At 40.5% G+C, this 25870-nt stretch carries 22 protein-coding genes; 13 read left to right on the top strand and 9 right to left on the bottom strand.

From position 1 onward, the window contains the following. Window positions 1-152 precede the first annotated feature (152 nt). The 3 genes from FRX45_RS21110 to FRX45_RS21100 form a co-directional block, all read right to left on the bottom strand. Window positions 153-656 carry a hypothetical protein gene (locus FRX45_RS21110; RefSeq protein ID WP_152270473.1) on the bottom strand — a complete coding sequence of 168 codons (504 nt, stop codon included), beginning with the start codon at window positions 654-656 and terminating at the stop codon, window positions 153-155. A gap of 127 nt (window positions 657-783) precedes the next feature. Then, window positions 784-1542, bottom strand: a complete 759-nt coding sequence (locus FRX45_RS21105; RefSeq protein ID WP_152270472.1) for an SDR family NAD(P)-dependent oxidoreductase — start codon at window positions 1540-1542, stop codon at window positions 784-786. Between the two features lie 101 nt (window positions 1543-1643). Then, complete coding sequence (locus FRX45_RS21100) at window positions 1644-2780, bottom strand: serine hydrolase domain-containing protein (RefSeq protein WP_152270471.1); 1137 nt, start codon at window positions 2778-2780, stop codon at window positions 1644-1646. A 66-nt stretch (window positions 2781-2846) separates the two neighbouring features. Here FRX45_RS21100 and FRX45_RS21095 point away from each other — a divergent pair, with 66 nt between their 5' ends. After that, window positions 2847-3821, top strand: a complete 975-nt coding sequence (locus FRX45_RS21095; protein WP_152270470.1) for a D-2-hydroxyacid dehydrogenase — start codon at window positions 2847-2849, stop codon at window positions 3819-3821. 63 nt (window positions 3822-3884) lie between these two features. On the opposite strand, the gene FRX45_RS21090 is transcribed toward FRX45_RS21095, so the two are convergent. Next, on the bottom strand, window positions 3885-4931 hold the full coding sequence (locus FRX45_RS21090; RefSeq protein ID WP_152270475.1) for a nucleoid-associated protein: 1047 nt from the start codon (window positions 4929-4931) through the stop codon (window positions 3885-3887). 67 nt (window positions 4932-4998) lie between these two features. On the opposite strand from FRX45_RS21090, the gene FRX45_RS21085 reads away from it, so the two are divergent. Beyond that, window positions 4999-6915, top strand: coding sequence for an ABC-F family ATP-binding cassette domain-containing protein (locus FRX45_RS21085; RefSeq protein WP_152270469.1), 1917 nt, complete (start codon window positions 4999-5001; stop codon window positions 6913-6915). Between the two features lie 32 nt (window positions 6916-6947). Here FRX45_RS21085 and FRX45_RS21080 read toward each other — a convergent pair whose 3' ends face one another. Beyond that, complete coding sequence (locus FRX45_RS21080) at window positions 6948-8597, bottom strand: PAS domain-containing sensor histidine kinase (RefSeq protein WP_152270468.1); 1650 nt, start codon at window positions 8595-8597, stop codon at window positions 6948-6950. Window positions 8598-8703: 106 nt separating this feature from the next. Between FRX45_RS21080 and FRX45_RS21075 the strand changes: the two genes are divergently transcribed. Both FRX45_RS21075 and pepT read left to right on the top strand, forming a co-directional pair. Continuing rightward, a complete protein-coding gene (locus tag FRX45_RS21075; RefSeq protein WP_152270467.1) occupies window positions 8704-9657 on the top strand; it encodes a site-2 protease family protein in 954 nt (317 codons plus the stop codon). A gap of 118 nt (window positions 9658-9775) precedes the next feature. Further along, window positions 9776-11023: a peptidase T gene (pepT, locus tag FRX45_RS21070; protein ID WP_152270466.1), complete on the top strand. Its 1248-nt coding sequence runs from the start codon at window positions 9776-9778 to the stop codon at window positions 11021-11023. A gap of 95 nt (window positions 11024-11118) precedes the next feature. On the opposite strand, the gene gcvP is transcribed toward pepT, so the two are convergent. Continuing rightward, window positions 11119-14028, bottom strand: coding sequence for an aminomethyl-transferring glycine dehydrogenase (gene gcvP / locus FRX45_RS21065; RefSeq protein ID WP_152270465.1), 2910 nt, complete (start codon window positions 14026-14028; stop codon window positions 11119-11121). Between the two features lie 293 nt (window positions 14029-14321). Here gcvP and FRX45_RS21060 point away from each other — a divergent pair, with 293 nt between their 5' ends. The 3 genes from FRX45_RS21060 to FRX45_RS21050 all read left to right on the top strand — a co-directional run bounded on the left by FRX45_RS21060 (window position 14322) and on the right by FRX45_RS21050 (window position 15968). Further along, window positions 14322-14840 carry a YkgJ family cysteine cluster protein gene (locus tag FRX45_RS21060; RefSeq protein WP_152270464.1) on the top strand — a complete coding sequence of 173 codons (519 nt, stop codon included), beginning with the start codon at window positions 14322-14324 and terminating at the stop codon, window positions 14838-14840. A gap of 154 nt (window positions 14841-14994) precedes the next feature. Further along, window positions 14995-15492, top strand: coding sequence for a type II RES/Xre toxin-antitoxin system antitoxin (parS, locus tag FRX45_RS21055; RefSeq protein WP_152270463.1), 498 nt, complete (start codon window positions 14995-14997; stop codon window positions 15490-15492). A gap of 11 nt (window positions 15493-15503) precedes the next feature. Then, the gene (locus FRX45_RS21050) at window positions 15504-15968 is read left to right on the top strand and encodes an RES family NAD+ phosphorylase (protein ID WP_193311802.1); all 465 of its coding nucleotides are present in this window, start codon (window positions 15504-15506) and stop codon (window positions 15966-15968) included. Window positions 15969-15971: 3 nt separating this feature from the next. On the opposite strand, the gene FRX45_RS21045 is transcribed toward FRX45_RS21050, so the two are convergent. Genes FRX45_RS21045 through folK form a run of 3 tightly spaced genes read right to left on the bottom strand, consistent with a single transcriptional unit; the run spans window position 15972 to window position 18410 of the window. Beyond that, the gene (locus FRX45_RS21045) at window positions 15972-17225 is read right to left on the bottom strand and encodes an MFS transporter (protein ID WP_152270461.1); all 1254 of its coding nucleotides are present in this window, start codon (window positions 17223-17225) and stop codon (window positions 15972-15974) included. 13 nt (window positions 17226-17238) lie between these two features. Then, on the bottom strand, window positions 17239-17871 hold the full coding sequence (locus tag FRX45_RS21040; protein ID WP_152270460.1) for a deoxynucleoside kinase: 633 nt from the start codon (window positions 17869-17871) through the stop codon (window positions 17239-17241). 53 nt (window positions 17872-17924) lie between these two features. Next, a complete protein-coding gene (gene folK, locus FRX45_RS21035; RefSeq protein ID WP_152270459.1) occupies window positions 17925-18410 on the bottom strand; it encodes a 2-amino-4-hydroxy-6-hydroxymethyldihydropteridine diphosphokinase in 486 nt (161 codons plus the stop codon). Window positions 18411-18469: 59 nt separating this feature from the next. Here folK and sppA point away from each other — a divergent pair, with 59 nt between their 5' ends. From sppA to FRX45_RS21005, 6 genes are all read left to right on the top strand, one after another. Then, complete coding sequence (gene sppA / locus FRX45_RS21030; RefSeq protein ID WP_152270458.1) at window positions 18470-20227, top strand: signal peptide peptidase SppA; 1758 nt, start codon at window positions 18470-18472, stop codon at window positions 20225-20227. A 51-nt stretch (window positions 20228-20278) separates the two neighbouring features. Continuing rightward, the gene (locus FRX45_RS21025) at window positions 20279-21385 is read left to right on the top strand and encodes an ABC transporter permease (RefSeq protein WP_152270457.1); all 1107 of its coding nucleotides are present in this window, start codon (window positions 20279-20281) and stop codon (window positions 21383-21385) included. A 13-nt stretch (window positions 21386-21398) separates the two neighbouring features. Continuing rightward, a complete protein-coding gene (locus FRX45_RS21020; protein WP_152270456.1) occupies window positions 21399-21920 on the top strand; it encodes a hypothetical protein in 522 nt (173 codons plus the stop codon). A gap of 216 nt (window positions 21921-22136) precedes the next feature. Further along, a complete protein-coding gene (locus tag FRX45_RS21015) occupies window positions 22137-22568 on the top strand; it encodes a PepSY-like domain-containing protein (protein WP_193311801.1) in 432 nt (143 codons plus the stop codon). 231 nt (window positions 22569-22799) lie between these two features. Beyond that, a complete protein-coding gene (locus FRX45_RS21010; RefSeq protein ID WP_152270454.1) occupies window positions 22800-24770 on the top strand; it encodes a pyrroloquinoline quinone-dependent dehydrogenase in 1971 nt (656 codons plus the stop codon). A 448-nt stretch (window positions 24771-25218) separates the two neighbouring features. Next, window positions 25219-25824: an RNA polymerase sigma factor gene (locus tag FRX45_RS21005; protein WP_193311800.1), complete on the top strand. Its 606-nt coding sequence runs from the start codon at window positions 25219-25221 to the stop codon at window positions 25822-25824. The last annotated feature ends 46 nt before the right edge of the window (window positions 25825-25870 follow it).

Here is a 25870-nt window from a genome sequence, read left to right as displayed (position 1 = left end):
GGCATAGGAGGCTTGCTCAGGTTTTGTTTTGAAATAAAACAATGCTGAATATAAAATAACGGGATTTCGAAAGCTAAAGTCAAAGGGTTTCAATGTTGGTTCATTGAAACCCTTTCGTATGCCACCGTACTTAATAGCAGTGACAAAATATATTATCTTGCTTTTTTATCGGCCGCCTCGGTTTTTCTGAACAGCATTACATAACCACATAAATCCTTCTTTTGTTTGTTATTTACCTGCAATGGTTTTATCATATGATATTCAGACATTTTAGGGATATAAGAATAACTGATAATATTGCCATTTATGTCACTCCATCTTTTCTTCTCGTATACCACCTGTTTTTCATTATAATCATACATCCTTACCTCATACATATTAGATTTCATGTCGCCAATAAAAACAAACTGGTACGATGTACCTTCACTCATGGGCACTATAATAGGAATTTCATATTCGCTCTCCATAGTAATAGAAGCTTCACGCAGTACGGAAAAACCGCCATCTTCGAGTAAATGTTTTACGCTGTCGGCCTGTTTTTGAATGGATTGGTTATCACAGGGGCTAATACGAATGACATTATCTGATTGAGCAAATGATGAAAAACTAAATAATAATGACAGGGCGCATATGGCTGAAAGGAGTGGCTTTTTCATTTTTAATATTTTTACAGGGTTGTGGATTGGCTTATCCCCTTATTAATCCGGGTCGAATGAACTGCATTAACGAACAAATCATTTTTAATTTACCCGTAAAATATTCAACGCAAATATGCTGCCTAAATTATTCTTTGTGAAAATAAATGGCATCTGCCTGCTGTGAAGGACATATAACAAGGTCGTTAATGCAAACATGCTCAGGAACTGTTGTACAATAGAAAATAACATCTGCAACATCCTTAGCTGTTAATGGTTTAAAACCATTGTATACTGCATTGGCCTTTGCTGCATCTCCCTTAAACCGCACTAATGAAAATTCTGTTTCTGCTGCTCCCGGATGAATAGCAGTTACTTTTATGTTATGCCTGAGCAGATCAATCCGCATGCTTTTACTTAGGGCATCTACTGCAAACTTACTGGCACAGTATACATTACCTCTTTCGTATACTTCCTTTGCTGCCACTGAACCCAGGTTGATGATATGTCCTTTATTTTGTGAAATCATTAACGGCAGCACAGCCCTTGAAACATATAACAGGCCTTTTACATTAGTGTCCATCATTGTATCCCATTCATCCAAATCCGCTTCATCAAAAAAATCGCGCCCGAGTGCAAGGCCTGCATTATTAATAAGAACATTTATGTTCCGCCAGTCACCGGCAATACCATCAACGGCACTAAAAACAGCGTCACGATTGCTTACATCAAAAGGAAGAGACAGTACCCGGACAGAAAATTTTTCTTCAAGATCTTTTTTAAGCTGCTTTAATCTGTCTTCTCTTCGCCCGTTAATAATGATATCGTATCCCGCTTCCGCAAACTGTAAAGCGCAGGCTTCACCAAATCCTGAAGTAGCGCCGGTAATAAAAACAATTTTGTTCATTTAAAATAATGAATATATGAGCGGCAAAGGTAAAGTGAAAAAACACAAGTGAGCAGGGGCGCTAAGTAAAAGATGCTGTATGTTATCAGGATACCTGCGCTTTATTTAAGCGCCTGTGCCCAGGTTATTAATTTATTCACTTCTGCAGGAACATTGTTAATTTTTTCATCTCTTTCTTCTCCCAAACGAACGATAACCATATTAAGAGCGGGTATACAAATGATATACTGACCCAATATGCCTCTTGCATAAAAGATGTCCTGCTGATCGGGTATGATCCACCATTGATAACCATAGTAATTGCATGGTTTGTTGTTCTCATCCGGAATTAAGCAGGGGGTAACGGATTTGTGGAAATAAGCGCTGTCAATAACAGGATTGCCGTTTATTTTTCCGCTATCCAGCATCAGTTGACCTATGCGTGCAAAATCGCGTGCATTGCTGTTAAAGCAGCAATAGGCCTTTTCCTGACCTCCTTGCTTATCTGTGCTCCATAAGGCATTGTGTTCTGCTCCCAGCGGTTGCCAAAGTTTTTCGGCAGCATACACGCTTAGGGATTTGCCCGTTGCTTTTTCTACGATCAAACCCAGTAATTGCGTATCGCCGCTTTTATAGGAATGATATGTGCCCGGCATCTTAACAATATTTACACCAGTGGCAGTTTTATATACATCAGACCCATAATATAATTCAGTGGTTACTGAAAATGGATTGGCATAACTTTCATTCCAGTCGCTGCCACTGCTCATTGTTAACAGATCGGCAATTTTTACTTTAGCTTTTTCTCCTTCGGCAAACTCAGGAAGGTATTTACCCACCGGATCGTTTACTGAACCAATCTTACCCTCATGTATAGCCGCCCCTATAAGCAGGCTGGAAATACTCTTCGCGACTGAAAAAGAATTGGATAAGGAACTGTCACTATATCCATTCCAGTATTTTTCAACAATGATTTCCCTGTTTTGCACGATCAGTAAACCAATAGATTTTAATGTTGTAAGATATTGCTCCAGCGTATCCGGTATTTTTATTTTACCGTAATCGGTGGAAAGACGCCAGGGAACAGGTTGTATTGCCGGTATTGTACGGTTATCAAAAATGGTATAGTCATCAACGCCGGCAAAATTATATACCACAGCTTTATACAAATAGGCTTTGCCTGTTAGTGCAGGCAATATCAGAACGGCAAGCACAGCAATAAGGATAAATTTTCCGGGTCGTTGTTTATTTTTTTTCATTGTGGCGGGGAGGTTAGGACAATCCTGCTTATTTTCGGGGCTACTAAGATACAATAAATTATAAGCATGAATATTGTAATACTTGACGGCTACTCGATTAACCCGGGCGATTTAAGCTGGTCGTTACTGGAAACATCTGGCACCTTAACCGTTCATGACAGAACAGCGCCAGGCGAAGTGTTGAAACGCTCGGCCTGCGCGGAAATTGTACTTACCAATAAATCAAAAATCCCGGGTGATGTGATTAATGCATTGCCTCAATTGCAGTATATAGGCGAGCTGGCAACAGGTTACGACAATGTAGACATCCGGGCTGCTGCTAAACGGAACATTCCTGTATGCAATGTACCCGGCTACAGTACGCAATCGGTTGCGCAATTAACATGGGCGTTAATACTGGAACTTACTTATAATGTTAACCACCGTTCTGCTGAAGTGCATAATGGCGCATGGACTAGGAGCAAGGATTTTTGTTTTGGTCATGAAGGCTTATTTGAACTACAGGGAAAGACGCTGGGACTTATTGGGTTAGGACAAATTGGTTCTGCAGTAGCAAAAATAGGAATGGCTTTCGGAATGAAAATTATCGCTTCTGTTCGTCATCCTGATAAATATGATATTCCTGGTGTAAGCTTTACGGGTACAGAAGATTGTTTCAAACAATCGGATTTTATCAGCCTGCATTGTCCGCTTACCGAAGCTACACGTCAAATGGTAAACAAGGATATGTTACAGCTCATGAAACCTTCGGCATATATAATAAATACTGCACGCGGGGCTTTAATAAATGAAACAGATTTAGCCGCCGCATTACATGCCGGTGAAATAGCCGGAGCAGCGCTTGATGTATTATCAGCAGAACCTCCTTCTGCAGATAATCCTCTTTTAAAAGCTCCCCATTGCATCATTACACCACATATTGCATGGGCTACAAAGGAGGCCCGGGAAAGACTATTGAAAGAGGCAGCGGAAAATATAAAAGCCTTCTTAAATGGCAAACTTAGAAATGTGGTAAACGGTGTAGGACCCTCCAAAAAATAAAGCGGCTTTAGTACTATGGATAGTGAATTTGCATTATAGGTGGAATAGTGAATTCATTGGGGTTTAATGCTCCTCGTCAAAATATATTTTATAGTATTTTTTTCCTGTCATTTCATCGTACCCCTTTTCCATCAAATCACGCCTTCCATGTATATATACATGGAAGTTCTTATCTAATTTCAATATGCTTTTAAACGATTTTTGTTGCTTTTTTACGGCAGACAGATGAATATCAAACTCATCCTGTATTTCAAAATTCCGGGATGCTTCAAATTTTTGCTTATACTCCATAAATGTATCTACCACTTCGGGATGGTGTATCACTTCACTGGCAAATTCCTGTATGTTAAATTGTTCTTTCGTTTTAAAATAATCCATAGAACGGTTCAGCAGATCAATCTGGTCGCTTTTGCTGACTTCAAATTTTTCTGTATACTCATTGCTGATAAAATTTTTACACAATCCTAAATATTTATCGGTATTGTGGTAACTGTCGGCATAAGGTTGTACCTGCAAAAAATCATTGACCCAGTATTGAGTGTCATTTTGTTTGTTTGCATTATCTACCACACAAACTTTATATCCTTCGCTGGTATGGGTTTTAAATACAATACAGCCTTTATCCAGTTTATTAATATTGATTCCTTCTTCCTGTATGATTTCCCAGTTTTGACCATGCGGAAAAATCCTAAGAAATGTTTCCCTGCTTTCCGATTTAAAAATGCCCAAAGCCTCTGTTTCACCACCTTCGAAAGGTATTTTATCAAACAAAGCCACATATAATTCTCCTTCTTTTACTTTTACATGGGTGGATTTGCTGTATAAAAAGCGGGCTAATAAATGAGTCTGTTCTACAAAAACATCCCCATTTTCAAATATTTGACGGGTATAATGATAAACCTCATTAAGGTTGATATCACTTAAATGGGTAAAACGGTATAGCTCATTATCGTTAAAAGCATGGAGAAAATACCTGGTAAGCATGCTGCGTACTATGCCATCGTTTAAAATAAGGGGCTGTACGGACAATTTTAAATCTTCTGCGCGGGTAGGGTTTCCGATTTTATGAACAATCACTTTCGACAATGATGCGTTTTCTATTCCAGTCATGCGCCAAAAATACAAAGACATTGCAGCTTGTTGCGGAACTCTCTAAACTCTTTTTTATCTTTGCCACATGCATTATGTATCTGCTGAAGGATTGGGAAAGTCTTACGGAGTAAAACCACTTTTTAAAAATCTGGATTTTCATATTGAAGAAGGCGATAAGATCGCATTAATAGCCCGTAATGGTTCGGGAAAATCTACTTTACTTAAAATTATCGCCGGCAAAGAAACACCGGAGGACGGAAAACTATGGGTACATAAAGATGTAACTGTGGCGCTTTTTGAACAGGAACCGTCCTTTATTGATGACCTATCTGTGCTCGACAATATATTCCATCACAATCACCCGGTTATTAATGCCATTAAAGCGTATGAAGCGGCAAGTGAAAGTGAGGATGAGATTTCACTGGGCAATGCCATTATAAAAATGGATGAGCTGAATGCCTGGAATTTTGACAGCAAGGTAAAGCAGATCCTGGGCAAACTTAATATCCACCAGTTTCAGCAAAAAGCCGGTACGCTTTCGGGTGGCCAGCGCAAGCGGGTGGCGCTTGCCCGAACCTTAATTGATATTGGTTTTGAACACAAGCATGTTCTCCTTATTATGGATGAGCCTACCAACCACCTGGATGTTGAAACAGTGGAATGGTTAGAGCATTACCTGAACCAGGAAAAGGTAACCTTATTGCTGGTTACGCATGACCGTTATTTTTTAGATGCAGCATGCAACGAAATTTGGGAAATGGATGGCAGCGAATTATTTGTATATAAAGGAAATTACGAGAACTATATAGAAAGAAAAGCTGCGCGGCTTGAACAGCAGGCATCCGGTATTGATAAGGCGAAAAATCTTTACCGCAAAGAATTAGAATGGATACGAAAGCAACCAAAGGCCAGAACTACCAAATCGAAAAGCCGCATAGATGCATTCAGTGCGGTGGAAACCAAAGCCAAACAACGGATGCTGGATAACCAGGTGCAACTACAGGTAAAAATGAGCCGCCTGGGAGGTAAAGTAGCAGAACTAAAAAAAGTATATAAGGCTTATGGAAGTCATGTTATATTAAAAGGTTTTGATTATACATTTGCAAAGGGCGAACGAATAGGTGTTGTAGGAAAAAACGGTGCTGGTAAATCTACCTTTTTAAATATCCTGCAGGGACTTGAAAAAGCCGACAGTGGAAAAATAAACATTGGTGAAACTATTGTTTTTGGTTATTATTCACAGCTGGGCCTTGAAATAAAGGAAGATGTCAGGGTAATAGAATATGTAAAAAATATAGCGGAAAACTTTCCGTTGGCCAATGGCGGATCACTCAGTGCCGCCCAGTTCCTTCAGCTTTTTTTGTTCGACCCCGATCAGCAATACACTTTTATATCGAAGTTAAGTGGTGGTGAAAAGAAAAGGCTGCTGCTGCTTTCCATACTTTTCCGGAATCCTAATTTTTTAATATTAGATGAACCCACCAACGATCTTGACCTTCCTACATTGGGTGTGCTGGAAAATTTTTTAAGTGAATACCAGGGCTGCCTGCTGATTGTTTCGCACGACCGTTATTTTATGGACAGGCTTACGGATCACCTATTCGTTTTTGAAGGAAATGGTGAAATAAGAGATTTCCCGGGAAATTATACCCAGTACAGGTTGTGGAAGAAAGAACAGGAGGAGGAGAGCCGGTTGCAGCTTGCCGGAAACAAATTACAGCAAACAGGCAAGGGGCTTCAGGGTACAGGAGCAAAGGAACAGGATTTGGATATTGAAAAAAAGAAACTTTCCTACAAGGAAAAAAGGGAATTTGAGCTGCTGCAAAAAGAAATAGGGGAGCTGGAAAAAGAGAAAAAAGATATTACGGGTAAGCTCAACAGCAGTGCCCTGCCTTACGAACAATTACAGCAATTTTCGAACCGGATAGGAGAAATTTCACAACTATTGGATCAAAAAGAAATGCGCTGGCTGCAATTAAGCGAAATAATGGAAAGCATTTAAGGATTCTGGCTGGTTTTACGCTCGGCCTCGATTTATACTTCAAATTCCACGTTCAGCACAAATCCTTTCCCCGGCGCGGTATCCATATTTATTTTACCCTGGTATAATTCAATCCTGTTGCGGATATTCCTTAACCCCATGCCCTGTCCGTTATCAACGGTAAGATCGGTGCCAACGCCATCATCGGTAATTACAAGCAATACTTTCTCCTCCATTTGTTCTATGTGCACCGTAACATTATGTGCGTGTGCGTGTTTAACAATGTTATTCAGTTGTTCCTGCACAATGCGGTACAGCATCAGCTTATGGCTTTCCATAAGCCTTGCTTCATCAAGATGCTCTATGTCTACCCGGATATTAACAGGCTGAACTTCTTCTATAGCTTCACCCAAACTGATCAGCGAATGTTCAAGTCCCAGTTCGGCAAGCAGCGGCGGGGCAAGGTTTTTGGAAAGATTTCTCAGCTCTTCAATTACCTTATCAATATATTCATTGCTTTTTTTAAGCAATCCGTCCCTGATTTTATCATTAACAATGGAGTGTTCAATATACAATTTTACCACCCCCAGCAACTGGTTTACGTTATCGTGCAGTTCTTCGGCCAACTTCCTGCGTTCACTTTCCTGGGTATCCATAACTGTTCGGGCCAACTGCCGGCGATATATGATTTCTTTTTCGGCTAATTGCTGCTGCAGGTTGCGTTGTTCGGTAACATCGTGCATAGATACAATGAGCCTGAAAGCCCTGCCTTCACTGTTACGCAAAATAGAAAAACAGTCTGTTATAATTTTATACGATCCGTCTTTACACGCAAACCGGTATTCGTTATTGAGTGTTGTAACATGAGAGATTTGCAGCGCGGCATTCATTTTATCCATTATTTTCTCCTTATCTTCCGGATGAATATTGGCCTTCCACCAGCTATAGCCCTGTTGCAATTCGGCATCATCATATCCAAACAACAGTTTAATGTTTGAATTATAATAAATTTGTCCGGTCAGCATATTCCAGTCCCACAATCCTTCCATAGTAGCCATGCTGAGAATATTATACCGTTTCAGGCTTTCCTCAAGTTTTTTCTTTTCATTTCTTTTATTTGTAATATTTTCCAGAATCAGAATGTAAACCGGAGTACCGGTTTTGTCTTTCACTTCATTAACAGATATATTGCAGATAAGCTTTGTCTGGTCTTTAGTGGTAATGCCTGCAAGGTTTTTCATTCTGTTGAGCTTACCCTGCTTTAGCATCATATCCCAATATTCCAGCTCAATATTATCTTCAACTTTTATAATTAAGCTGTAATGTTTTTGTGTAAGTTCAGAACTCGTATAACCCGTTAGTGTACAAAAAAAAGGATTTACATAAAGGAATTGCCCCTGGCTGTTTAAACGCGCAATGCCCAGGTCGATTTCGGCAAGAATGGTTTCCAGTTCAGTATGGTTAAAAACAAGGGTATTGTATTTTTGATTAAAATATTTACTGTTCCGCCGGATAATAAGGTAGATGATTATTGCGGTTAGGCCTACAAAAGCCACGCCTTTAAAGCTTTGCAGGTAATGATACAGCCTTATATCATTACCAAAAGCCTGGAGCAGGAGATAATCAGTACTGAGTATCCAAATTAATGCTAAAATGAGAAAGAATGTTACGGCCTGGATGGTTGATAAAGGGCGTCCTTTCATACAATTAATTTACGGCAAACATCACCGCCTGAAATTTTGTTATTAATTATTCAAAATAATAACTTATTTTTTGATTTAACACGCATATGCGCAGAAACATATCCGAATGACAAATGGTACCTCAGCAGATGAGCCCGGAATACATGGAAAAAAGCCTATACAAACTGCATTTGCCCGGCCTGGCCACACCTTACTGAAAACAATAATCAGCTTCGTCCTGTATATAGCTGTATATTATTATTTTTTTCAGGATAATTTAAAATGGCTTGTAATGCTTACCGCTGTTATTCTTTTGCATGAAGCCGGTCATTTTATTGCTATGAAAGGTTTTGGCTACAAAGATGTGCGGCTTTTTTTTGTTCCTTTTATTGGCGCTTTTGTTTCAGGAGAACCAAAGATCGTGTCGCAGCGGCAGCGCATTGTAACCCTTCTTGCCGGGCCGCTCCCGGGCATGCTGGCGGGGCTGTTGTTTTTTATACTGTTTCTTCAAAACCACCAGCCCGTTTACTATCAATTGTCGTTTGTGCTGGTGATGCTCAATGCATTCAATCTTTTGCCGGTTACACCATTAGACGGAGGGCAACTGCTTGAAAATCTCTTTTTTCGTTCGTCCGGAAGAATACAACTTGCTTTTCTTATTGCATCGGCTGTACTCCTGTTTTACCTGGCTGTATATACACGAAATTATTTTATCGTCTTTGTTGTATGGCTCATTGTTATCCGTTACCGGAAAATCAGTACTGTATACGAAGTGCGGAATGAACTGGATAACGATAACCTGGGTTATAGTAAAAACTACGATGAACTCACAGATGAAGAATATATGGCGACCCGGAGAATAATGATAAAACACGTTAAGGCATTGAAACAATATGATCCTGAAATTGTGTCCCCCGATGAGGAAGATGTTGTGGCATATCTTAATAAAGTATTGATCCCTCCTGTACAAAACGAAATTACCGTCCAGGAAAAGATTATTATTATTGTTGTTTGGATTGTACTGTTGGTTATCCCGTTTGTGGTGTACAGCAAATATTCAGTAAGGTATATTTTGGCATAGGAACAATATGAAAAGCAGGGTAAGACGGGCATCGTAATTTTAAGAGCTGGTTTATTGATCTTGCAGCGATGTTATTTTTTAAAAGACGCGAAAATACTAATGATTAAAAATTCTTTCTATGTTCAGCATTTATGATTTTACAGTGGCAGACAGGTTTATGCGTTATGTTCAAACCGATACTCAGTCGGATCCAGATTCTGGATCATTTCCTTCCACTGAAAAACAAAAGAATCTTTCACGCATCCTGGTAAAAGAATTACAGGAAATGGGCATTGCCGATGCGGAACTGGATGAGTACGGGTATGTGTATGCTACGCTTTCATCCAATACAGAAAGAAAAACACCCGTTATTTGTTTTTGCTCGCATGTAGATACTTCGCCCGATTGTGCCGGTGAAGGAGTGAAACCTGTTTTGCACCGGAATTATGATGGGAATGATATTGTTTTACCTGACGACCCCGCCCAGGTAATCAGCACAACTGCGCATCCCTACCTGTTGCAAAAGACAGGGGAAGATATAATTACTGCATCGGGAACCACCTTGCTGGGAGCCGATGATAAAGCAGGTATTGCTGTAATAATGGATATGGTTCATTTTTTTGTAAGACATCCTCAAATTAAACACGGAACAATTAAAATATTATTCACCCCCGATGAAGAAATTGGCAGGGGAGTGGATAAGGCAGATCTCAAAAAATTAGGCGCTGATTTCGGCTATACTTTGGATGCAGGTGAACGTGGGGTATTTGAAGATGAAACTTTTTCGGCAGACGGTGTTACCATTACTTTTAATGGCATAAGTGCACATCCGGGTTATGCAAAAGGCAAACTGATGAATGCGATAAAAGCAGCATCTTCTTTTCTTGAATCACTTCCCGAAGATTCGCTCTCGCCCGAAACCACAGATGAACGGGAAGGGTTTATTCATCCGGTACAGATTAGCGGCATTGCGGAAAAAGTAAGTGTCCGGTTCATTATACGTGATTTTAGTACTGCAAAGTTGCAGGAATATGAAGCCTTATTGCAGCAAAAGCTAAATGAAACACTTAAAAAATTTCCTGGTGTTACGGCTGCATTTGAAGTAAAAGAGCAATACCGCAATATGAAAGAAGTGCTGGATAAATATCCGCAGGTAAGCCGGTATGCTATTGAAGCGGTGCAAAGAGCGGGGATACGACCTGTATTGAGCAGCGCAAGAGGAGGCACGGATGGCTCACGCCTTTCATTTATGGGGTTGCCCTGCCCCAATATTTTTACAGGAGAAATGGCTTTTCATGGCAAACACGAATACGTGAGCGTGCAGGATATGCAAAAAAGCGTTGAAACCATTGTTCACCTGGCAATGATTTGGGAGGAGCGGGGATAAGGCTTGAAAGATATAAGCAAAAAACCAAGAGGTGAAAAGGAAAAATAGCTTCTTTCCTCCTTATACCCTACACTTTCTTTCCTCTACTTTATTCATTAGCTTTTCTCTGCCTCCATATAACTTTCTACCGGCTCGCAGGTACAAACCAGGTTCCTGTCGCCATAAGTATTATTGATTCTTGAAACGCTCGGCCAAAATTTATTATTGGTGATATAGGAAAGCGGGAAAGCGGCTTCCTGCCTGCTATAGGGGTGGGTCCATTCATCAGCACATACAATCTGCAGGGTATGCGGCGCATTTTTCAGAGGATTATCGGTTTTACTTATTTTCCCTTCCTCAATAGCTTTTATTTCATGATATATACTGATCAGTGCATCACAGAAGCGGTCTAATTCTGCTTTATCCTCACTTTCGGTTGGTTCAATCATAATGGTTCCCGGAACAGGGAAACTCATAGTGGGAGCATGAAAACCATAATCCATCAGCCGTTTAGCCACATCTTCTGCCTCAACGCCCGAGGTGGGTTTAAAAGGACGAAGGTCAACAATAAATTCGTGGGCGCATGTGCCATTGGCACCGAGGTACAGTATGTCAAAATATTTTTCCAGCCTTGACCTCATATAGTTAGCATTGAGGATGGCATATTGCGTTGCGGCTTTCACTCCTCCGGCACCAAGCAACCTGATATAGGCATAGCTGATCAACAATATGGACGCCGAGCCATAAGGTGCAGCACTCACAGCTCCGTGCGAGTCGGGAAACGGGTGTGCTCTTAATTCAATTTTATCATTGAATATATGCGATGGAAAATAAGCAGCCAGATGTTCCTTAGCGCAAATTGGACCCATACCCGGACCTCCTCCTCCATGCGGAATGGCAAAGGTTTTGTGCAGGTTAAGATGACATATATCAGCGCCAATTGTTCCGGGGGAGGTTAAACCACATTGTGCATTCATATTGGCGCCATCCATATAAACCTGTCCGCCATTATCGTGTATTATCCTGCATATATCTTTAATGCTTTCTTCAAATACACCATGGGTAGAAGGGTAAGTAACCATTAATGCCGCAAGTGTATCTGTATATTGTTCCGCTTTTGTTTTCAGATCAGCAACATCAATATGCCCTTCTTCATCGCTCTTCACCACTACCACTTTCATACCGGCTAATACGGCTGAAGCAGGGTTGGTGCCATGCGCTGAAATTGGAATAAGCACCACATTCCGGTTTTCATTCCCCGTGGCTTTATGGTAACGGTTAATAGTAAGCAACCCGGCATATTCGCCCTGCGCTCCGCTATTTGGCTGCAAACTACAGGCATCAAACCCCGTAATATCACACAGGTATTCACTCAATGCATTAATAATATAAGTGTACCCTTTTACCTGGTAAGCAGGAGCGAAAGGATGAATTTGTGCAAACCCGGGCCAACTTACCGGTATCATTTCGGTAGCGGCATTCAGCTTCATGGTACAACTTCCCAATGAGATCATGGAAGTTATTAGTGAAAGGTCCTTATTTTCAAGCAACCTTATATAACGCATCATTTCAGTTTCACTGTGGTGCGAATTAAAAACCTGGTGGGACAGATACCCGGAATGACGGATGGCATGATCCGGAATATTATCGGGCAGATCATCTTCATTGAAGGTAAGCGATACACCGCTATGCCCGGAAGCTTCTGCAAAAAGATACAGGATATTGAGCACGTCTTCTTGTGAAGTGGTTTCATCTAAAGAAATGCCAATATATTTTTCATCGAAGTACCTGAAATTTACCTCATTGTTTTCTGCTATGGATTTTATTTTTGATGCATTATTAACCTGCACTTTAAGCGTATCAAAATAATAACTGTTTACATTGATGTAGCCCAGCTCATTTAATCCGTCTGATAAAGTTTTTGCCAGTACCGTTATCCTTGTAGCAATCTGTTTTAGTTTTTCCGGTCCATGGTAAACTGCATACATAGCCGCCATATTGGCCAGCAACGCCTGGGCGGTACAAATATTAGAAGTGGCTTTTTCTCTTTTAATATGCTGCTCCCTTGTTTGCAAAGCCATTCTTAGAGCCCTGCTCCCCTGTGCATCAATGCTTATGCCAATGATACGGCCGGGCATATTTCTTTTAAATTCCTCTTTTGTGGCAAAAAAACCTGCATGTGGTCCGCCATAACCGGGAGGCACGCCAAAGCGTTGTGCAGAACCAATAGCCACATCGGCCCCCAGTTCGCCGGGAGCAGTAAGTAAGGTAAGCGCCAGCAGGTCCGTGGCCATTACTACATACCCATTAATGTTATGTACTTCATTAATAAAACTTCTGTAATCATTTACCGAGCCGTTGTTATCGGGGTATTGAACGATGGCGCCAAAAAAACTATCGTCAACAGAAATATCCTGGTAAGCTCCAAATACAAGTTCAATGCCTATGGGTGCCGCACGGGTAATGAGCACATCAATGGTTTGGGGGAATAAAGCGGTATCTACAAAAAACTTAGGCTTCCCTGGTGTTCCTGCTTTATTTACATGATGAAACAGCATAGACATCGCTTCAGCCGCTGCCGTGGCCTCATCTAATAGTGAAGCATTGGAAAATGGCAATGCGGTAAGGTCTGCTACAATCGTTTGAAAATTAAGGAGACTTTCCAGTCTTCCCTGTGATATTTCTGCCTGATAAGGGGTATACTGGGTATACCATCCCGGGTTTTCAAAAACATTTCTTAATATTACAGAGGGCGTTATTGTTCCGTAATATCCCTGTCCTATATATGATTTAAATACTTTGTTTTGTTCTGCTATTTTCTTCAGTTCCTGCAGGTACTCGTATTCGTTTTGTGCTCCGGGGAGTGCCGGTGTTTTTTCAGATATTATAGAAGATGGGATCGTTTTTTCAATGAGCTCTTCTAAAGATGAAACCCCGATGGTTTCCAGCATTTGGCCTGTTTCTGCTTCATTGGGACCAATATGACGTGAGCGAAATTCATTGGTTTGTATATCAAATACATTCATATAATAGAGTTGATCTTTTAAAAAGATGTGCAAATTTAGGATGAAAGCTTCAGATCAAAAACGGATTGTGGAAAGCACGCAAACGATTGTGGATAAGCCAGCATTATATTTTCCCGCCATTGCCGGTTAAAGCCAAACCCGGAATATCAAACACATTAGCTATTTTCTGTTTTCAGCCTGCAAATGCTCCTTTAAAATATGAGTTAAAGTAACAATTGTGGATTAAATGTGCTGTATCTTGCATTGTGTTTTTTAATCCTTTAACAGGCAAAAGGGGCAATTATATTGTATGCATGGAAGAACTTAAAAAAGATATTTCAGTTTTTACATCGGGTGAATGGAGAGATGCGCAATGGCAAAAAAAAGCTGCTACGCAATATAAGACCTATGCCCGTATGCTGCAAAAACCCAATAAGAATAAGATATTAAAACAATTACCCCATTTGCATGAAGAGGCCTTTTCTGTTATTGATTGCCTGAATTGCGCCGCCTGTTGTAAAAATTATTCTCCCCGCTTTAAAACGCCAGATATAAAACGCATCAGTAAGTATCTTAAAATGAAAGAAAGCACGTTTATTGATACTTATCTCCGCTTAGATGAGGAAGGCGATTATGTAGTAAAGCAAACACCATGTCCCTTTCTTGGCAGCGATAACCGTTGTAGCATTTATACTATCCGTCCCTCAGACTGTGAGCGGTTTCCTTATACCAATGAGGATGTACTAATCAATCGCGCCCGTATTACTTTAAAAAATTCCACTTTTTGCCCCGCTGTTTTTTTCGTCCTGGAAAAGCTTTTAAAAACCAGTTAGCATGCATTCCCGCGCTCCCAATACTACGTCCTATTTAATATGGATGTAAAGCGGATTGACAAACCTCTTAAAAACGAAATTGAGCGAAAGGGCGGAGAAAAAAATAAATGCGACAAAAAGTTATTTTTAAAATCAAAATGTCGTATATTTGGGTATGGCAAAATCTAAAAAATATATTACAGAGGATGAGGCGCCGGAATCCATTGTTGAGGAAGCCGCGGTTCATTATGAAACCATGCGCGTTGTTTTGGGTGGAAACAACCTCTTTTCTGTTCCCTCTTTTGATGATATGGATCTTATCCGTCTTTCCCGAAACGGCGTACGCAAATCTTCATTAAAGCCGCTAAGCCAGTATCTCGGTATTACTATGGATAAAATGAGCACACTCCTGCATACATCACACCGTAATATTCAACGAAAAGACGACAATGAACTTTTAGATGTTTATAAATCTGAGCGGGTTATAGAAATAACCCAGGTGATAAGCAAGGGGCTTGAACTTTTTGGAACCGCCGACAACCTGCAGCAATGGTTACATTCTACCATCCTGTCTTTGGGCGGTAAAAAACCCATTGATCTCCTCGATACATCTTTTGGCGTTCGTATGATTCTAAAACTTTTAGGCCGTATTGAACATGGCGTATATTCTTAATCCATCTTTTCGTGAAGCTATATAGAGTGTGTAGTTTTAAATACCTGCATGATCTGAGTGGTGCAGGCGCCAGAATTAACGGAGGCCGGTGGAATAGTGTTGGAAAAGCTGCATTGTATACTTCTGAAAACAAATCACTGGCTATCCTTGAAGTACTTGCCAATACGCCGCTTGCCATTTTGCGAGCCGATTTTTCGATCTTAACACTGGAGATAACGGGTAATTTTTCAACAGATGAATATGGATTGAAGGATCTGCCTGCCGGGTGGAATACCTATCCTGTTCCTATTTCTATTACAAGAATGGGAGACAGGTGGCTTACCAACGGCAAAACACTGTTATTAAAAGTACCCTCCGTTATTGTGCCTTCAGAATATAATGTCATCATCAATCCAACACACCCCGATTTTAATAAAATAAAGATAACAGCTACGGAAAAGCTGGTAATAGATAAACGAATCGAAGAAAACCTTTAGCCATTAATATTGCAACTTTCTTAATTGTGGCACTTTGAACCAGGTAGTAACAGCCACTAACAATGTCATACAACCGCCAAACATAACGGAAGGTACTACACCCATTATTTTCGCCATTAAACCACTTTCAAACTGGCCTAATTCATTACTTGAATTGATGAACATGGAATTTACGCTCATTACCCTGCCTTTCATTTCATCGGGCGTTCGTAATTGCATAATAGTGCCCCGAATAACTACGCTTATCCCATCCAATACACCACTCAGCATCAATGCGAAAAACGACAACAGGTACCATTTGGATAAAGCAAAAATGACAATGCATATACCAAATCCCGAAACTGCAATTATGAGCCGCCGTCCCTGCTTTTGTTTCATAGGAAAAAATGTAAGCAGTAATACACTGCATATAGCTCCTATATCTGAAGCTCCGTTTAAAATGCCAAATCCTTCCGGCCCGATTTTTAAAATATCGCGGGCAAATACAGGCACCATGGCCACAGCTCCTCCAAAAAAAACGGCAAACATATCCAGTGAAATAGCCCCCAGCAGGTCTTTTGTTCTAAAAACAAACCGCAATCCTTCCTTAACGCTTTCTATTGTCTTTTTTTCACTCTTTTGTATGAGTGCAGGTTTCTTTTTAATACGAAAAAGCGCAATGAATGCAGCTAACATACCGGAACAAATACACAACAAGGTTCCACTGTTTCCCAAAAGAGCAATGCAAAAACCTCCCAAAGCATGACCCATAACAGATGCCGTAAGCCATGCTCCCTGGTTCCATGTAATGGCATTTTGTAAAACACTCCGGGGTACAATCAGTGCAAGCAACACATTAAAAGAAGGACCTGCAAAAGCACGGATTATGCCCGTGCAGAAAATTACGGCATAAATGCAAATGACTATTCTGTGCTGAACAAGATGTTCACTTGTAAACTTTGTTGAAAGCAACAACAATGCAATGGCAGCGCACACGTACATAAAAACTCCTGTAAGCAGCAATTTCCTTTTTTCGCTCATATCAATTACATGTCCTGCATATAAAGCAAGACTAAGCGCAGGAACAACTTCAGACAAACCAATAAGCCCAATGGCAAACGGTGCATTGGTAAGCTGGTATATCCACCAGCCTACCAGGGTGCTCATCATACGCAGCGACAGGATAAACAGGAACCGCCCGCTCATCAAATATCTGAACTCCGGTATTTGCATTGCTTCAAACGGTCCACTTGTTTTGAAATAGGTTTGAAGGTTCATCACTTACAATTTTTCAGGGAAGGGCTACATAATGCTGGCCAGCCTCGTAATCTTTGCCAAGTGCATCAATAATTGCTTTCAGGTGACTTTCATTACCTAAAAAATCGGCCTTACCGGCATCTACATACAGCGTTCTGATATTATGCTGTTTTATGTAATGCGTGTAGGTTTGTTGTATGTTGAACAGGTATTCATCGGGTATATTTTGCTCATAGCTACGTCCGCGTTTTTTGATATTTGTCTGCAGGTTACCAACAGGAGCATGCAGGTAAATCAGTATATCGGGTTGAATGAGCTGCTGATTAATAATGTCGAACAGACGCTGGTATAGCAGAAATTCTTCATCCGGCAAGTTTACTTTTGCAAAAAGCAGGCACTTGGTAAAAAGATAATCCGATATCGTTATACTCTGAAAAAGATCTTTGGTATGGATCAGTTCTTTGAGTTGCTTGTACCTTTCGGCCATAAAAAACAACTCCAGTGGAAAGGCGTTTTGTTTGGGGTTTTCATAAAATTTAGCAAGAAAAGGATTGTCTGCGAATTGTTCCAGTATCAGCCGCGCATTAAAATGCCTTGACAACAGGTGGGCCAAAGTTGTTTTGCCTGCACCTATATTGCCTTCAATGGTAATGAAATGATATTTCATAAAGAAAGCCAAACTTAAACAACCCTTTTAAATAAACGCAAAAGGGTTATACACTAATTTTCCAGTTTTCGTACTTCTAAAGCATCAGCACATTCTTCTAAAAGACTAAGGATACTTTTTTTGAACACCGGATGTATAACTCCGGGGGCTATTTCGCTAAGGGGTTCAAGAGCAAACCGCCTGTTGGGCAATTCGGGATGAGGAATTTTCAGGTTCGGATGGTCAATGACCTCATCATTAAATAACAAAATATCAATATCAATGATCCGGGGGCCAAATTTTTCAACCCTGTGCCGTCCCATACTGGTTTCAATATGCAATATGGTATGGAGTAAGTCATTAGGGGATAAGAGCGTATTCAGCATAATAGCCTGGTTAAAAAAAGAAGGCTGATTGGTTTTCCCCCAGGCTGCCGTTTCATAAAAATGCGATAAGAGGGTTATTGTTCCGCATGCTTCGCCAATTTTGATTGCCGCTTTTTGCAGTTGCTTTTTCCTGTTGCCCATATTACCGCCTATCAGTAAATACACTTTATTCATGGATAGTATGTAATTTCCGCTTCAAATATCTCTATTTTTACCAGATTAAAATTTTAAACGTGAGGAGTTTTTTTAAGTTTTTCCTGGCAGCTTTGCTCGCACTGGTTGTTTTTACCCTAATTGGTTTTTTAATTTTATTTGGAATAGCAGGCAGTATTGCCAGCAGTGAAAAAGCAACAATAGCATCAAAATCTGTCCTGTTACTTGATCTGTCCCGCAGCTTTAATGATAAAAAACCCGATAATACCATTGCACGCCTTAGTGGCGACAGGGATATATTTTCGGCATCTTTGTATGATGTTATCCGTCTTCTTCAATATGCTAAAAAAGATTCATCGGTAAGAGGTATATATATTAAATGCAATGAAAACGCAAACGGATTTGCTGCAAGTGAAGAATTACGCAATGCGCTTCTTGATTTCAGGCAGAGCAAAAAATTTATTATTGCTTATGGTGATATGATTTCACAGAAAGCTTATTTTGTTGCCAGTGCAGCCGATAAAATTTACTGCAATCCTAAAGGCATAATAGAGTGGAAAGGATTTGCCTCCCAGCTTTTCTTCATGAAAAACGCATTAAAGAAACTTGAAATTGAGCCGCAAATATTTTACGATGGTAAATTTAAAAGTGCTACGGAACCATTGCGTGAAGAGAAAATGACCGAAGCCAACCGCTTACAAACTACGGTATGGCTTGGAGATTTATACAATCGTTTTTTACTTACCACAACGGCTGCAAGAAATATAGATACGGCAACACTTCACCGGTACGCCAATGAATATATGATACAAACAGCTAATGATGCTGTAAAATATAAGCTGTTGGATGGTGTAAAATATGATGATGAAGTAAAAGACGAGATCAGGAAAAGACTGGGAATTGGCGGGGATGATAAAATTGAATTTGTGCACATGGGAAGTTATGCTGAAGCAACTAATATAAAAAAATACGGATCAGAAAGAATAGCTGTTATTTATGCCGAAGGAGATATTGTATATGGTAAAGGAACTGATGGACAGGTAGGCTCCGATGAATTCAGAAACCTGATTTCAAAAGCCCGGACAGATAAAAATGTTAAAGCGATTGTATTGAGGGTTAACTCGCCCGGAGGCAGTGCTTTGGCGAGTGAAATCATTTGGCGCGAAACCATGCTTACCCGCAAAGCGGGAAAGCCTTTGGTGGTTTCCATGGGAGATGTTGCCGCTTCGGGCGGTTATTACATTTCTTGTGCTGCCGACAGCATTTTTGCGCAACCCAATACCATTACCGGATCCATTGGTGTTTTTGGTATTGTGCCCAATATGCAAAACTTTTTCAAAAATAAATTAGGAATTACTTTCGACCAGGTGAAAACAGCGCCTAATGCTGATATCGGTTCAGTAACCCGCCCTTTAACTGAAGGGGAAAAGATAATTATACAAAGCGAAATAGATACCATCTATCATGATTTTAAAACGAGGGTTGCTGAAGGAAGAAAGAAAGATATGCTCTTTGTTGACAGCATTGCACAGGGAAGAGTATGGACAGGCAGCAGGGCTATGCAGATTGGACTGGTAGATCGTATGGGCGGATTAGACGATGCTATAGCATGTGCCGCAAAAATGGCAAAACTTACAGAATACGGATTGAGAGAATACCCCGAACCAGCATCCTTCTGGGATTTGTTAAAAAACAATTACAGCAAAACGGCAAAAGCCAAAGCCATCAAAGAAGAATTGAATTACAACGAATACCAGTTGTTTATGCAGTTAAAACGCATCAGGCAAATGGTAGGAACTGCGCAAACAAGATTGCCCTTTGATATTGTTGTAGAGTAAGTATTTAAAGATAACAAATCAGCTATCTTTGCCGCGCAAATTTATAATTGCATGTCGAAATCCTATAGCCAGTTTAAAGCCATGTTAGCTATTGCCAAAGCCGGGCTTATAGCTATTTTCAAAAGTCCTTCGGCTGTTGCCTTCAGCTTTGCTTTTCCCTTAATATTTATTCTTGTCTTTGGTTTTTTAGGTGGAGGAGGCAGAATTTCCATTCGTGTGGCTCTTGCTCCCGGTGCCGATACAACCAATTACCTCTATGGTATCATCAAAACCGTTCCGGGTCTTCGTATAATTGAAAAACCAGAGGCCGAAATAAAAGAAGATCTTGAAAAAGGGCGGTTAACGGCTATCATCTCTATTCAAAAAAATGAAAACGCGTCACCGGCTTATTTTATCAATCTAAAAAGTTCGGAAGCGGTAAATCCGCAAAATTTGCAGGTGCTGCGTTCCATACTGGAATCCATCATAAAAAATATTGATCATAAAAAATATCCTGGCGCACCCACAGTTGCTGTTATAAATAATCATATTGAAAAAATTCCGGGCCGAACATACCGTACCATAGATTTTATACTACCAGGCCAACTGGGCTTTTCGTTATTGAGCGCGGGCGTATTTGGCGTGGCATTTTTATTCTTCAGCCTGAGACAAACTTTAGTACTGAAACGCTTTTTTGCCACCCCGGTAAGCCGCACTTTTATCGTTTTGGGTGAAGGGCTCAGCAGGGTGACCTTTCAGTTGATTACATCTATAGTGATTTTGCTGGTTGGATATTATTTTTTTCATTTTACCTTAGTACATGGATGGATCACTTTTATTGAGTTGCTGGTATTGAGCTTTATAGGCCTGGTGGTTTTTATGTCTCTGGGATTTGTAGTAAGCGGTATAGCCAAAAATGAAAGCGCTATTCCACCATTGGCTAATATTGTTACCTTACCCCAGTTTTTGCTTGCCGGCACATTTTTCCCTATTGATAATTTTCCTGCCTGGCTCCAGCCTTTTTGCAAAATACTGCCGCTTACTCATTTAAACGATGCCATGCGCAATATTGCTTTTGAAGGCGCACATTTAGCAGATTGTGGCAAACAGTTGGGAATACTTGCTATATGGGCTGTAGTGGGTTACGCGCTTGCGGTAAAAACATTTAAATGGGAGTAAACAAAGAAACAATATGCGATTATTAAAACAGGTAGCAATTGGGCTTATAACATTCAGCATAATATTATTGTTTTTTTCTTTCCTGCTACCTTCAAAAATAAGCGTATCAAAATCGGTATTGGTACATGCTCCTAAAGACAGTGTAATGGCTGCATTACTGCGTATTGATGACTGGAAGAACTGGAATCCTATTTTGCAGGACAGCAGTGCTTCATATTCCATATTATCACCACAGCAGGTGGAGTGGGTAAGCGCCAATGGCATTTCAAATTCCATACAATTAGAGCAATTTGCAGCGGATAGTATAATGGCTATCATAAAATCGGATAACAAACAGGTTTTTAGCAGCGGATTTTCTGTTGTACAGCATCAGCAGGATGCCTTGCTTACCAAAGTAGAATGGTGGATAAATGAAGATATTAAATGGTATCCCTGGGAAAAATTTTATGGCTTGTTTTCCGAAAGCTTCAGAGAAACATATATGGACAACAATCTGCAGTTATTTAAATATTATATTGAAAACAAACAACGCTAACATTTATTTGCCTGCACAAACCAACGCTAAAAGCACCGTTAAAAACAACGGATACCTTTTACAATGAAAAGTTAAATGGCCTTTGTTCTGAGCAATTGCATATAAGTAAATAAGCGATTAACATCTTTTAAACAAATTACTTACTTATTTCACGCAGTGAATTATCTGGTTGTTATTAAACAACAACTTTCTCACCCGTTATCTAAAATGCATTGTATGAAAAAGACACTCCTGTTACTGACATTGCCTGCCGTTTTATTATTCAGTTCCTGCACCAAAGAAAAAGTAGTAGCGCCCAATGACCTGCCTGCAACCAGCACCAATTATATCAGCACCCACTTCCCGGATCAACAGATCGTACAGGCTGTAAAAGAATTCGATGATCTTAAAATAACATACACCGTTTATCTGAACAACGGAACCAAAATTGAATTTAACCAAAGCGGAGAAGTAAAAGAAATGGAAGGTAATGATGCACTGCCCGATAGCGTTATCCCTTCTGCCATACTTACTTATATTGAGAACAACTATCCATCTGAATTTATAAAAAACTGGAACCTGGAAAAAACAGTGCAGGAGATTAAACTGTCCAACGGCATAACCCTGGAATTTGACAAGAACGGAAATTTTCTTCGAATTGATAATTAGGTTTTTTTCGCCATCGTATGAAACAACCGTACCCTCATTACCCGGTTTGCATCAGATAGTATTGTGTAAACAATATTTTTTCTCATTTATGCATGGGGCAGAGAAACCTGCAAGCAGGCGAGACGTCAGATTCTTACGCTTCCCGTCTGCCGTTTCACGCTCAACTTAACACCAGGTTTTGTAAAACATCTGTACATTTATAGTCATATCACTTTCCTCAATATTTCGGTTATGCCATTAAAAAAAATAATGATTACCGCTATTGCGTTGAACATTGCTTTGATTTCTTTAGAGGGACAATCACTCCATGATGCGAAAAATAACAAAAAAGATAGCGGATGGCCTGCTTATGGCGGCGATGCAGGAGGCAGCCGTTACTCGGCATTGCAGCAAATTAACAACGAAAATGTAAAGCAACTGCAGGTGGCCTGGACTTATCAAACCGGCGAATTAAAAAAATATGACGGTACAAACGCAAAGGAGAAAGCTGCTTTTGAAGCTACGCCCATCCTCGCAGATCATACCTTGTATTTCAGTACGCCTTCCTGCCGGGTGTTTGCCATAGATGCTTCATCCGGAACTCAAAAATGGGTTTTTGATCCGGAGATTAATTTAAAGAATGATTTTTCGGAAATTACTTCCCGCGGTGTTTCCGCCTGGCCCGCGCCTGGTGATAAAGCGAACGGTTCCACGGCAAAAAGAATTTTTATCGCTACCCTCGACGGACGTTTGATAGCATTGGATGCAAGAACCGGCGACCCTATTATTTATTTTGGTAAAGACGGCACAGTTGATTTAAGAGAAGGCTTTGGCAAAGACCTCAGTATAACTTCTCCACCGGCAATCATTGGAAATCTTGTAATTGTTGGCTCCTCTATGGGAGATAACCAGCGCTTCGATTATCCACGGGGCACGGTAAGAGCCTATGATGCTGTTTCCGGCGAACTTCGCTGGAGCTGGGATCCCATTCCAAAAGATTCTTCCGATAAGGCCTGGCAAACATGGAATGGCCCGAAAGCACATAGGAGTGGCGCTGCCAATGCATGGTCCATTATTTCGGCTGACGCTGAGCGTGATCTTGTGTTTATTCCTACCAGCAGTCCAAGTCCTGATTTTTACGGTGGTGAGCGCTTAGGTCAGAATTTATATGGAAACTCCATTGTAGCGCTTCGTGCTTCTACCGGAAAAATGGTTTGGTATTACCAGGTAGTGCATCACGATTTGTGGGATTATGATATTGCGGCCCAACCTATGCTGATAACTATAACTAAGGATGGAAAAAAGGTGCCTGCTGTTGCAGTGGGTACTAAAATGGGCCACATATTTATATTGAACCGCGAAACCGGCGAATCCATATTTCCTGTTGAAGAGCGGGCTGTGCCGGCATCTGATATTGCCGGAGAAGAAGCAAACGCCACTCAACCTTTCCCGGTGCTCCCTGCTCCTGTGGGTTTGCAAAGCATTTCTACTGCAGATGCATGGGGTATAACGGCGCAGGACAAAGAAGAAGCAAAAAAACGGATAGCACAATATGTTAATAAAGGTCCGTTTACCCCTCCCAGTTATGAAGGCACCATTGTGGCGCCGGGAAATGTAGGAGGCATTCACTGGGGTGGCATGTGCTTTGATCCTGAGCAGGAACTGCTGATCACCAATATTAACCGCATACCGGCTGTTATAAGAATGTTGCCAAGAGAAAAAGTAGCACAATTGGAAAAAGAACATGCAGAAATTATGCGGGCAGAAACCGGAAGGCAAACAGGCACACCTTATATAATGAAGCGCGATTACCTTTTTAAAGCCGGTGATAAAGGTTTGATGATGCAGATCAAACCGCCATGGGGTACGCTGCTTGCCATTGATATGCATAATGGAGCAAAGCAATGGGAGGTGCCGCTGGGATACATGTATGATCCCGCACAATATCCTGATACTAAAAAATGGGGTTCTATTAATTTTGGCGGCGCCATTGTTACTGCGGGCAACCTATTGTTTGTGGCCGCTACTTTAGACAATCATTTCCGTGCTTTTAATACCAAAACCGGTGAACTGCTTTGGGAATATGCGCTGCCGGCCAGTGCACAGGCCACGCCCATGACCTATGAAGTGAACGGCAAACAATACGTAGTGATAGCCGCCGGCGGACATGGAAAGCTGGGAAGCAAACAAGGTGATTTTGTGGTTGCCTTTTCTCTTCCGTAAATACAATATCGCTACCAGAACTTTAATACGATACAAATGTAAATCCGGAGCTTTACCCAAAAAGATAAACTGAACGACGATACCCTGGCATTCTTTTTAGCGAACAAGCACATCAGAGTGTTGCAGATGTTCTACTAAAATGGGATGAATAATTTTGATCCTACACACAAAGCCTATAAATAATATCATTAATGAGCTGCTTATGCTTAATCTGCAACAGGATTTGTAAAAATATCTTTCTATGTGTGGCCGCTATATATAATACAAGTTATGATTTGAATGAAGAGCGGCTATTGATTACGGACTGACACGGTTAATGTCATTAAAGCCGGCGCCTGGTTCTAAACTACGTGTATCCATATATTTTTTTGAAATAATTGTTATTTGGTTATCTTTCCAATGGATTAGTTTTTTGGAAAAACTAATTTACCAAACCAAAATCCCACAATTGCTTATAAATAACGATGATAATGAGTCCAGCAGCCAGGTGCAAATGCTTTATAGTTTGCATGGCAAATATTTTGATCATCTTATTAATATTGGTCTAAGGTTTGGCTGGAGTCGCGAAGATCTTAAAGATATTATCAACCAGATGTTTCTTGACCTCATTGATCAGCGGGTTCAGTTCAATACTGTTTCTAACCATAAAGCCTACCTCAGTACTACTTTTCGCAGAAAACTCATTGACAGCGGCAGAAAAAATAAAAAACAGCAATGGGTGCATAAGCTTATGGCATCCGACGTATCGTATGAGCCGGGTATTGATGAAATGAGAGACCGGGCTCAGGATGTAATGGAAATGGCAGGCAGAATAAAATTGCTGTATGAAAAATTGCCTCTCCGTTGTCAAAAAGTAATTCATTTGAAATTCTATGAAGGCTTAACTACGGAACAAATTGCGGAAAGAACGACTTTATCTACCCGAAGCGTGTACAATAATTTATTTGAAGGCTTAAAAGTATTAAGAAAGGGCCTACTCCAGTACCAGGCTATTCCAAGCACCTCCTTTTCTTCGCTTTTTTTGATAATCTTTTTACTATTTACAGGAAAATAGAAAAAGGGTTGGTAAAATCTCTGACTTTTTCCGTCTTAGTGTGGTA

Source organism: Agriterribacter humi (genome assembly GCF_009192765.1).
GTDB lineage: Bacteria > Bacteroidota > Bacteroidia > Chitinophagales > Chitinophagaceae > Agriterribacter > Agriterribacter humi.
This window is presented reverse-complemented; position numbering and strand designations above follow the sequence as displayed.

Coding starts and splice junctions, on each gene's coding strand:
- FRX45_RS21100 (WP_152270471.1), bottom strand. CDS start 2,780: ATGAAAAAAAATAAACAACGACCCGGAAAATTTATCCTTATTGCTGTG.
- FRX45_RS21010 (WP_152270454.1), top strand. CDS start 22,800: ATGCCATTAAAAAAAATAATGATTACCGCTATTGCGTTGAACATTGCT.
- FRX45_RS21020 (WP_152270456.1), top strand. CDS start 21,399: ATGCGATTATTAAAACAGGTAGCAATTGGGCTTATAACATTCAGCATA.
- FRX45_RS21045 (WP_152270461.1), bottom strand. CDS start 17,225: ATGAACCTTCAAACCTATTTCAAAACAAGTGGACCGTTTGAAGCAATG.
- FRX45_RS21060 (WP_152270464.1), top strand. CDS start 14,322: ATGGAAGAACTTAAAAAAGATATTTCAGTTTTTACATCGGGTGAATGG.
- parS (WP_152270463.1), top strand. CDS start 14,995: ATGGCAAAATCTAAAAAATATATTACAGAGGATGAGGCGCCGGAATCC.
- FRX45_RS21080 (WP_152270468.1), bottom strand. CDS start 8,597: ATGAAAGGACGCCCTTTATCAACCATCCAGGCCGTAACATTCTTTCTC.
- FRX45_RS21110 (WP_152270473.1), bottom strand. CDS start 656: ATGAAAAAGCCACTCCTTTCAGCCATATGCGCCCTGTCATTATTATTT.
- FRX45_RS21025 (WP_152270457.1), top strand. CDS start 20,279: ATGTCGAAATCCTATAGCCAGTTTAAAGCCATGTTAGCTATTGCCAAA.
- FRX45_RS21085 (WP_152270469.1), top strand. CDS start 4,999: ATGCATTATGTATCTGCTGAAGGATTGGGAAAGTCTTACGGAGTAAAA.
- folK (WP_152270459.1), bottom strand. CDS start 18,410: ATGAATAAAGTGTATTTACTGATAGGCGGTAATATGGGCAACAGGAAA.
- FRX45_RS21105 (WP_152270472.1), bottom strand. CDS start 1,542: ATGAACAAAATTGTTTTTATTACCGGCGCTACTTCAGGATTTGGTGAA.
- FRX45_RS21095 (WP_152270470.1), top strand. CDS start 2,847: ATGAATATTGTAATACTTGACGGCTACTCGATTAACCCGGGCGATTTA.
- FRX45_RS21015 (WP_193311801.1), top strand. CDS start 22,137: ATGAAAAAGACACTCCTGTTACTGACATTGCCTGCCGTTTTATTATTC.
- FRX45_RS21040 (WP_152270460.1), bottom strand. CDS start 17,871: ATGAAATATCATTTCATTACCATTGAAGGCAATATAGGTGCAGGCAAA.
- FRX45_RS21090 (WP_152270475.1), bottom strand. CDS start 4,931: ATGACTGGAATAGAAAACGCATCATTGTCGAAAGTGATTGTTCATAAA.
- FRX45_RS21075 (WP_152270467.1), top strand. CDS start 8,704: ATGACAAATGGTACCTCAGCAGATGAGCCCGGAATACATGGAAAAAAG.
- pepT (WP_152270466.1), top strand. CDS start 9,776: ATGTTCAGCATTTATGATTTTACAGTGGCAGACAGGTTTATGCGTTAT.
- gcvP (WP_152270465.1), bottom strand. CDS start 14,028: ATGAATGTATTTGATATACAAACCAATGAATTTCGCTCACGTCATATT.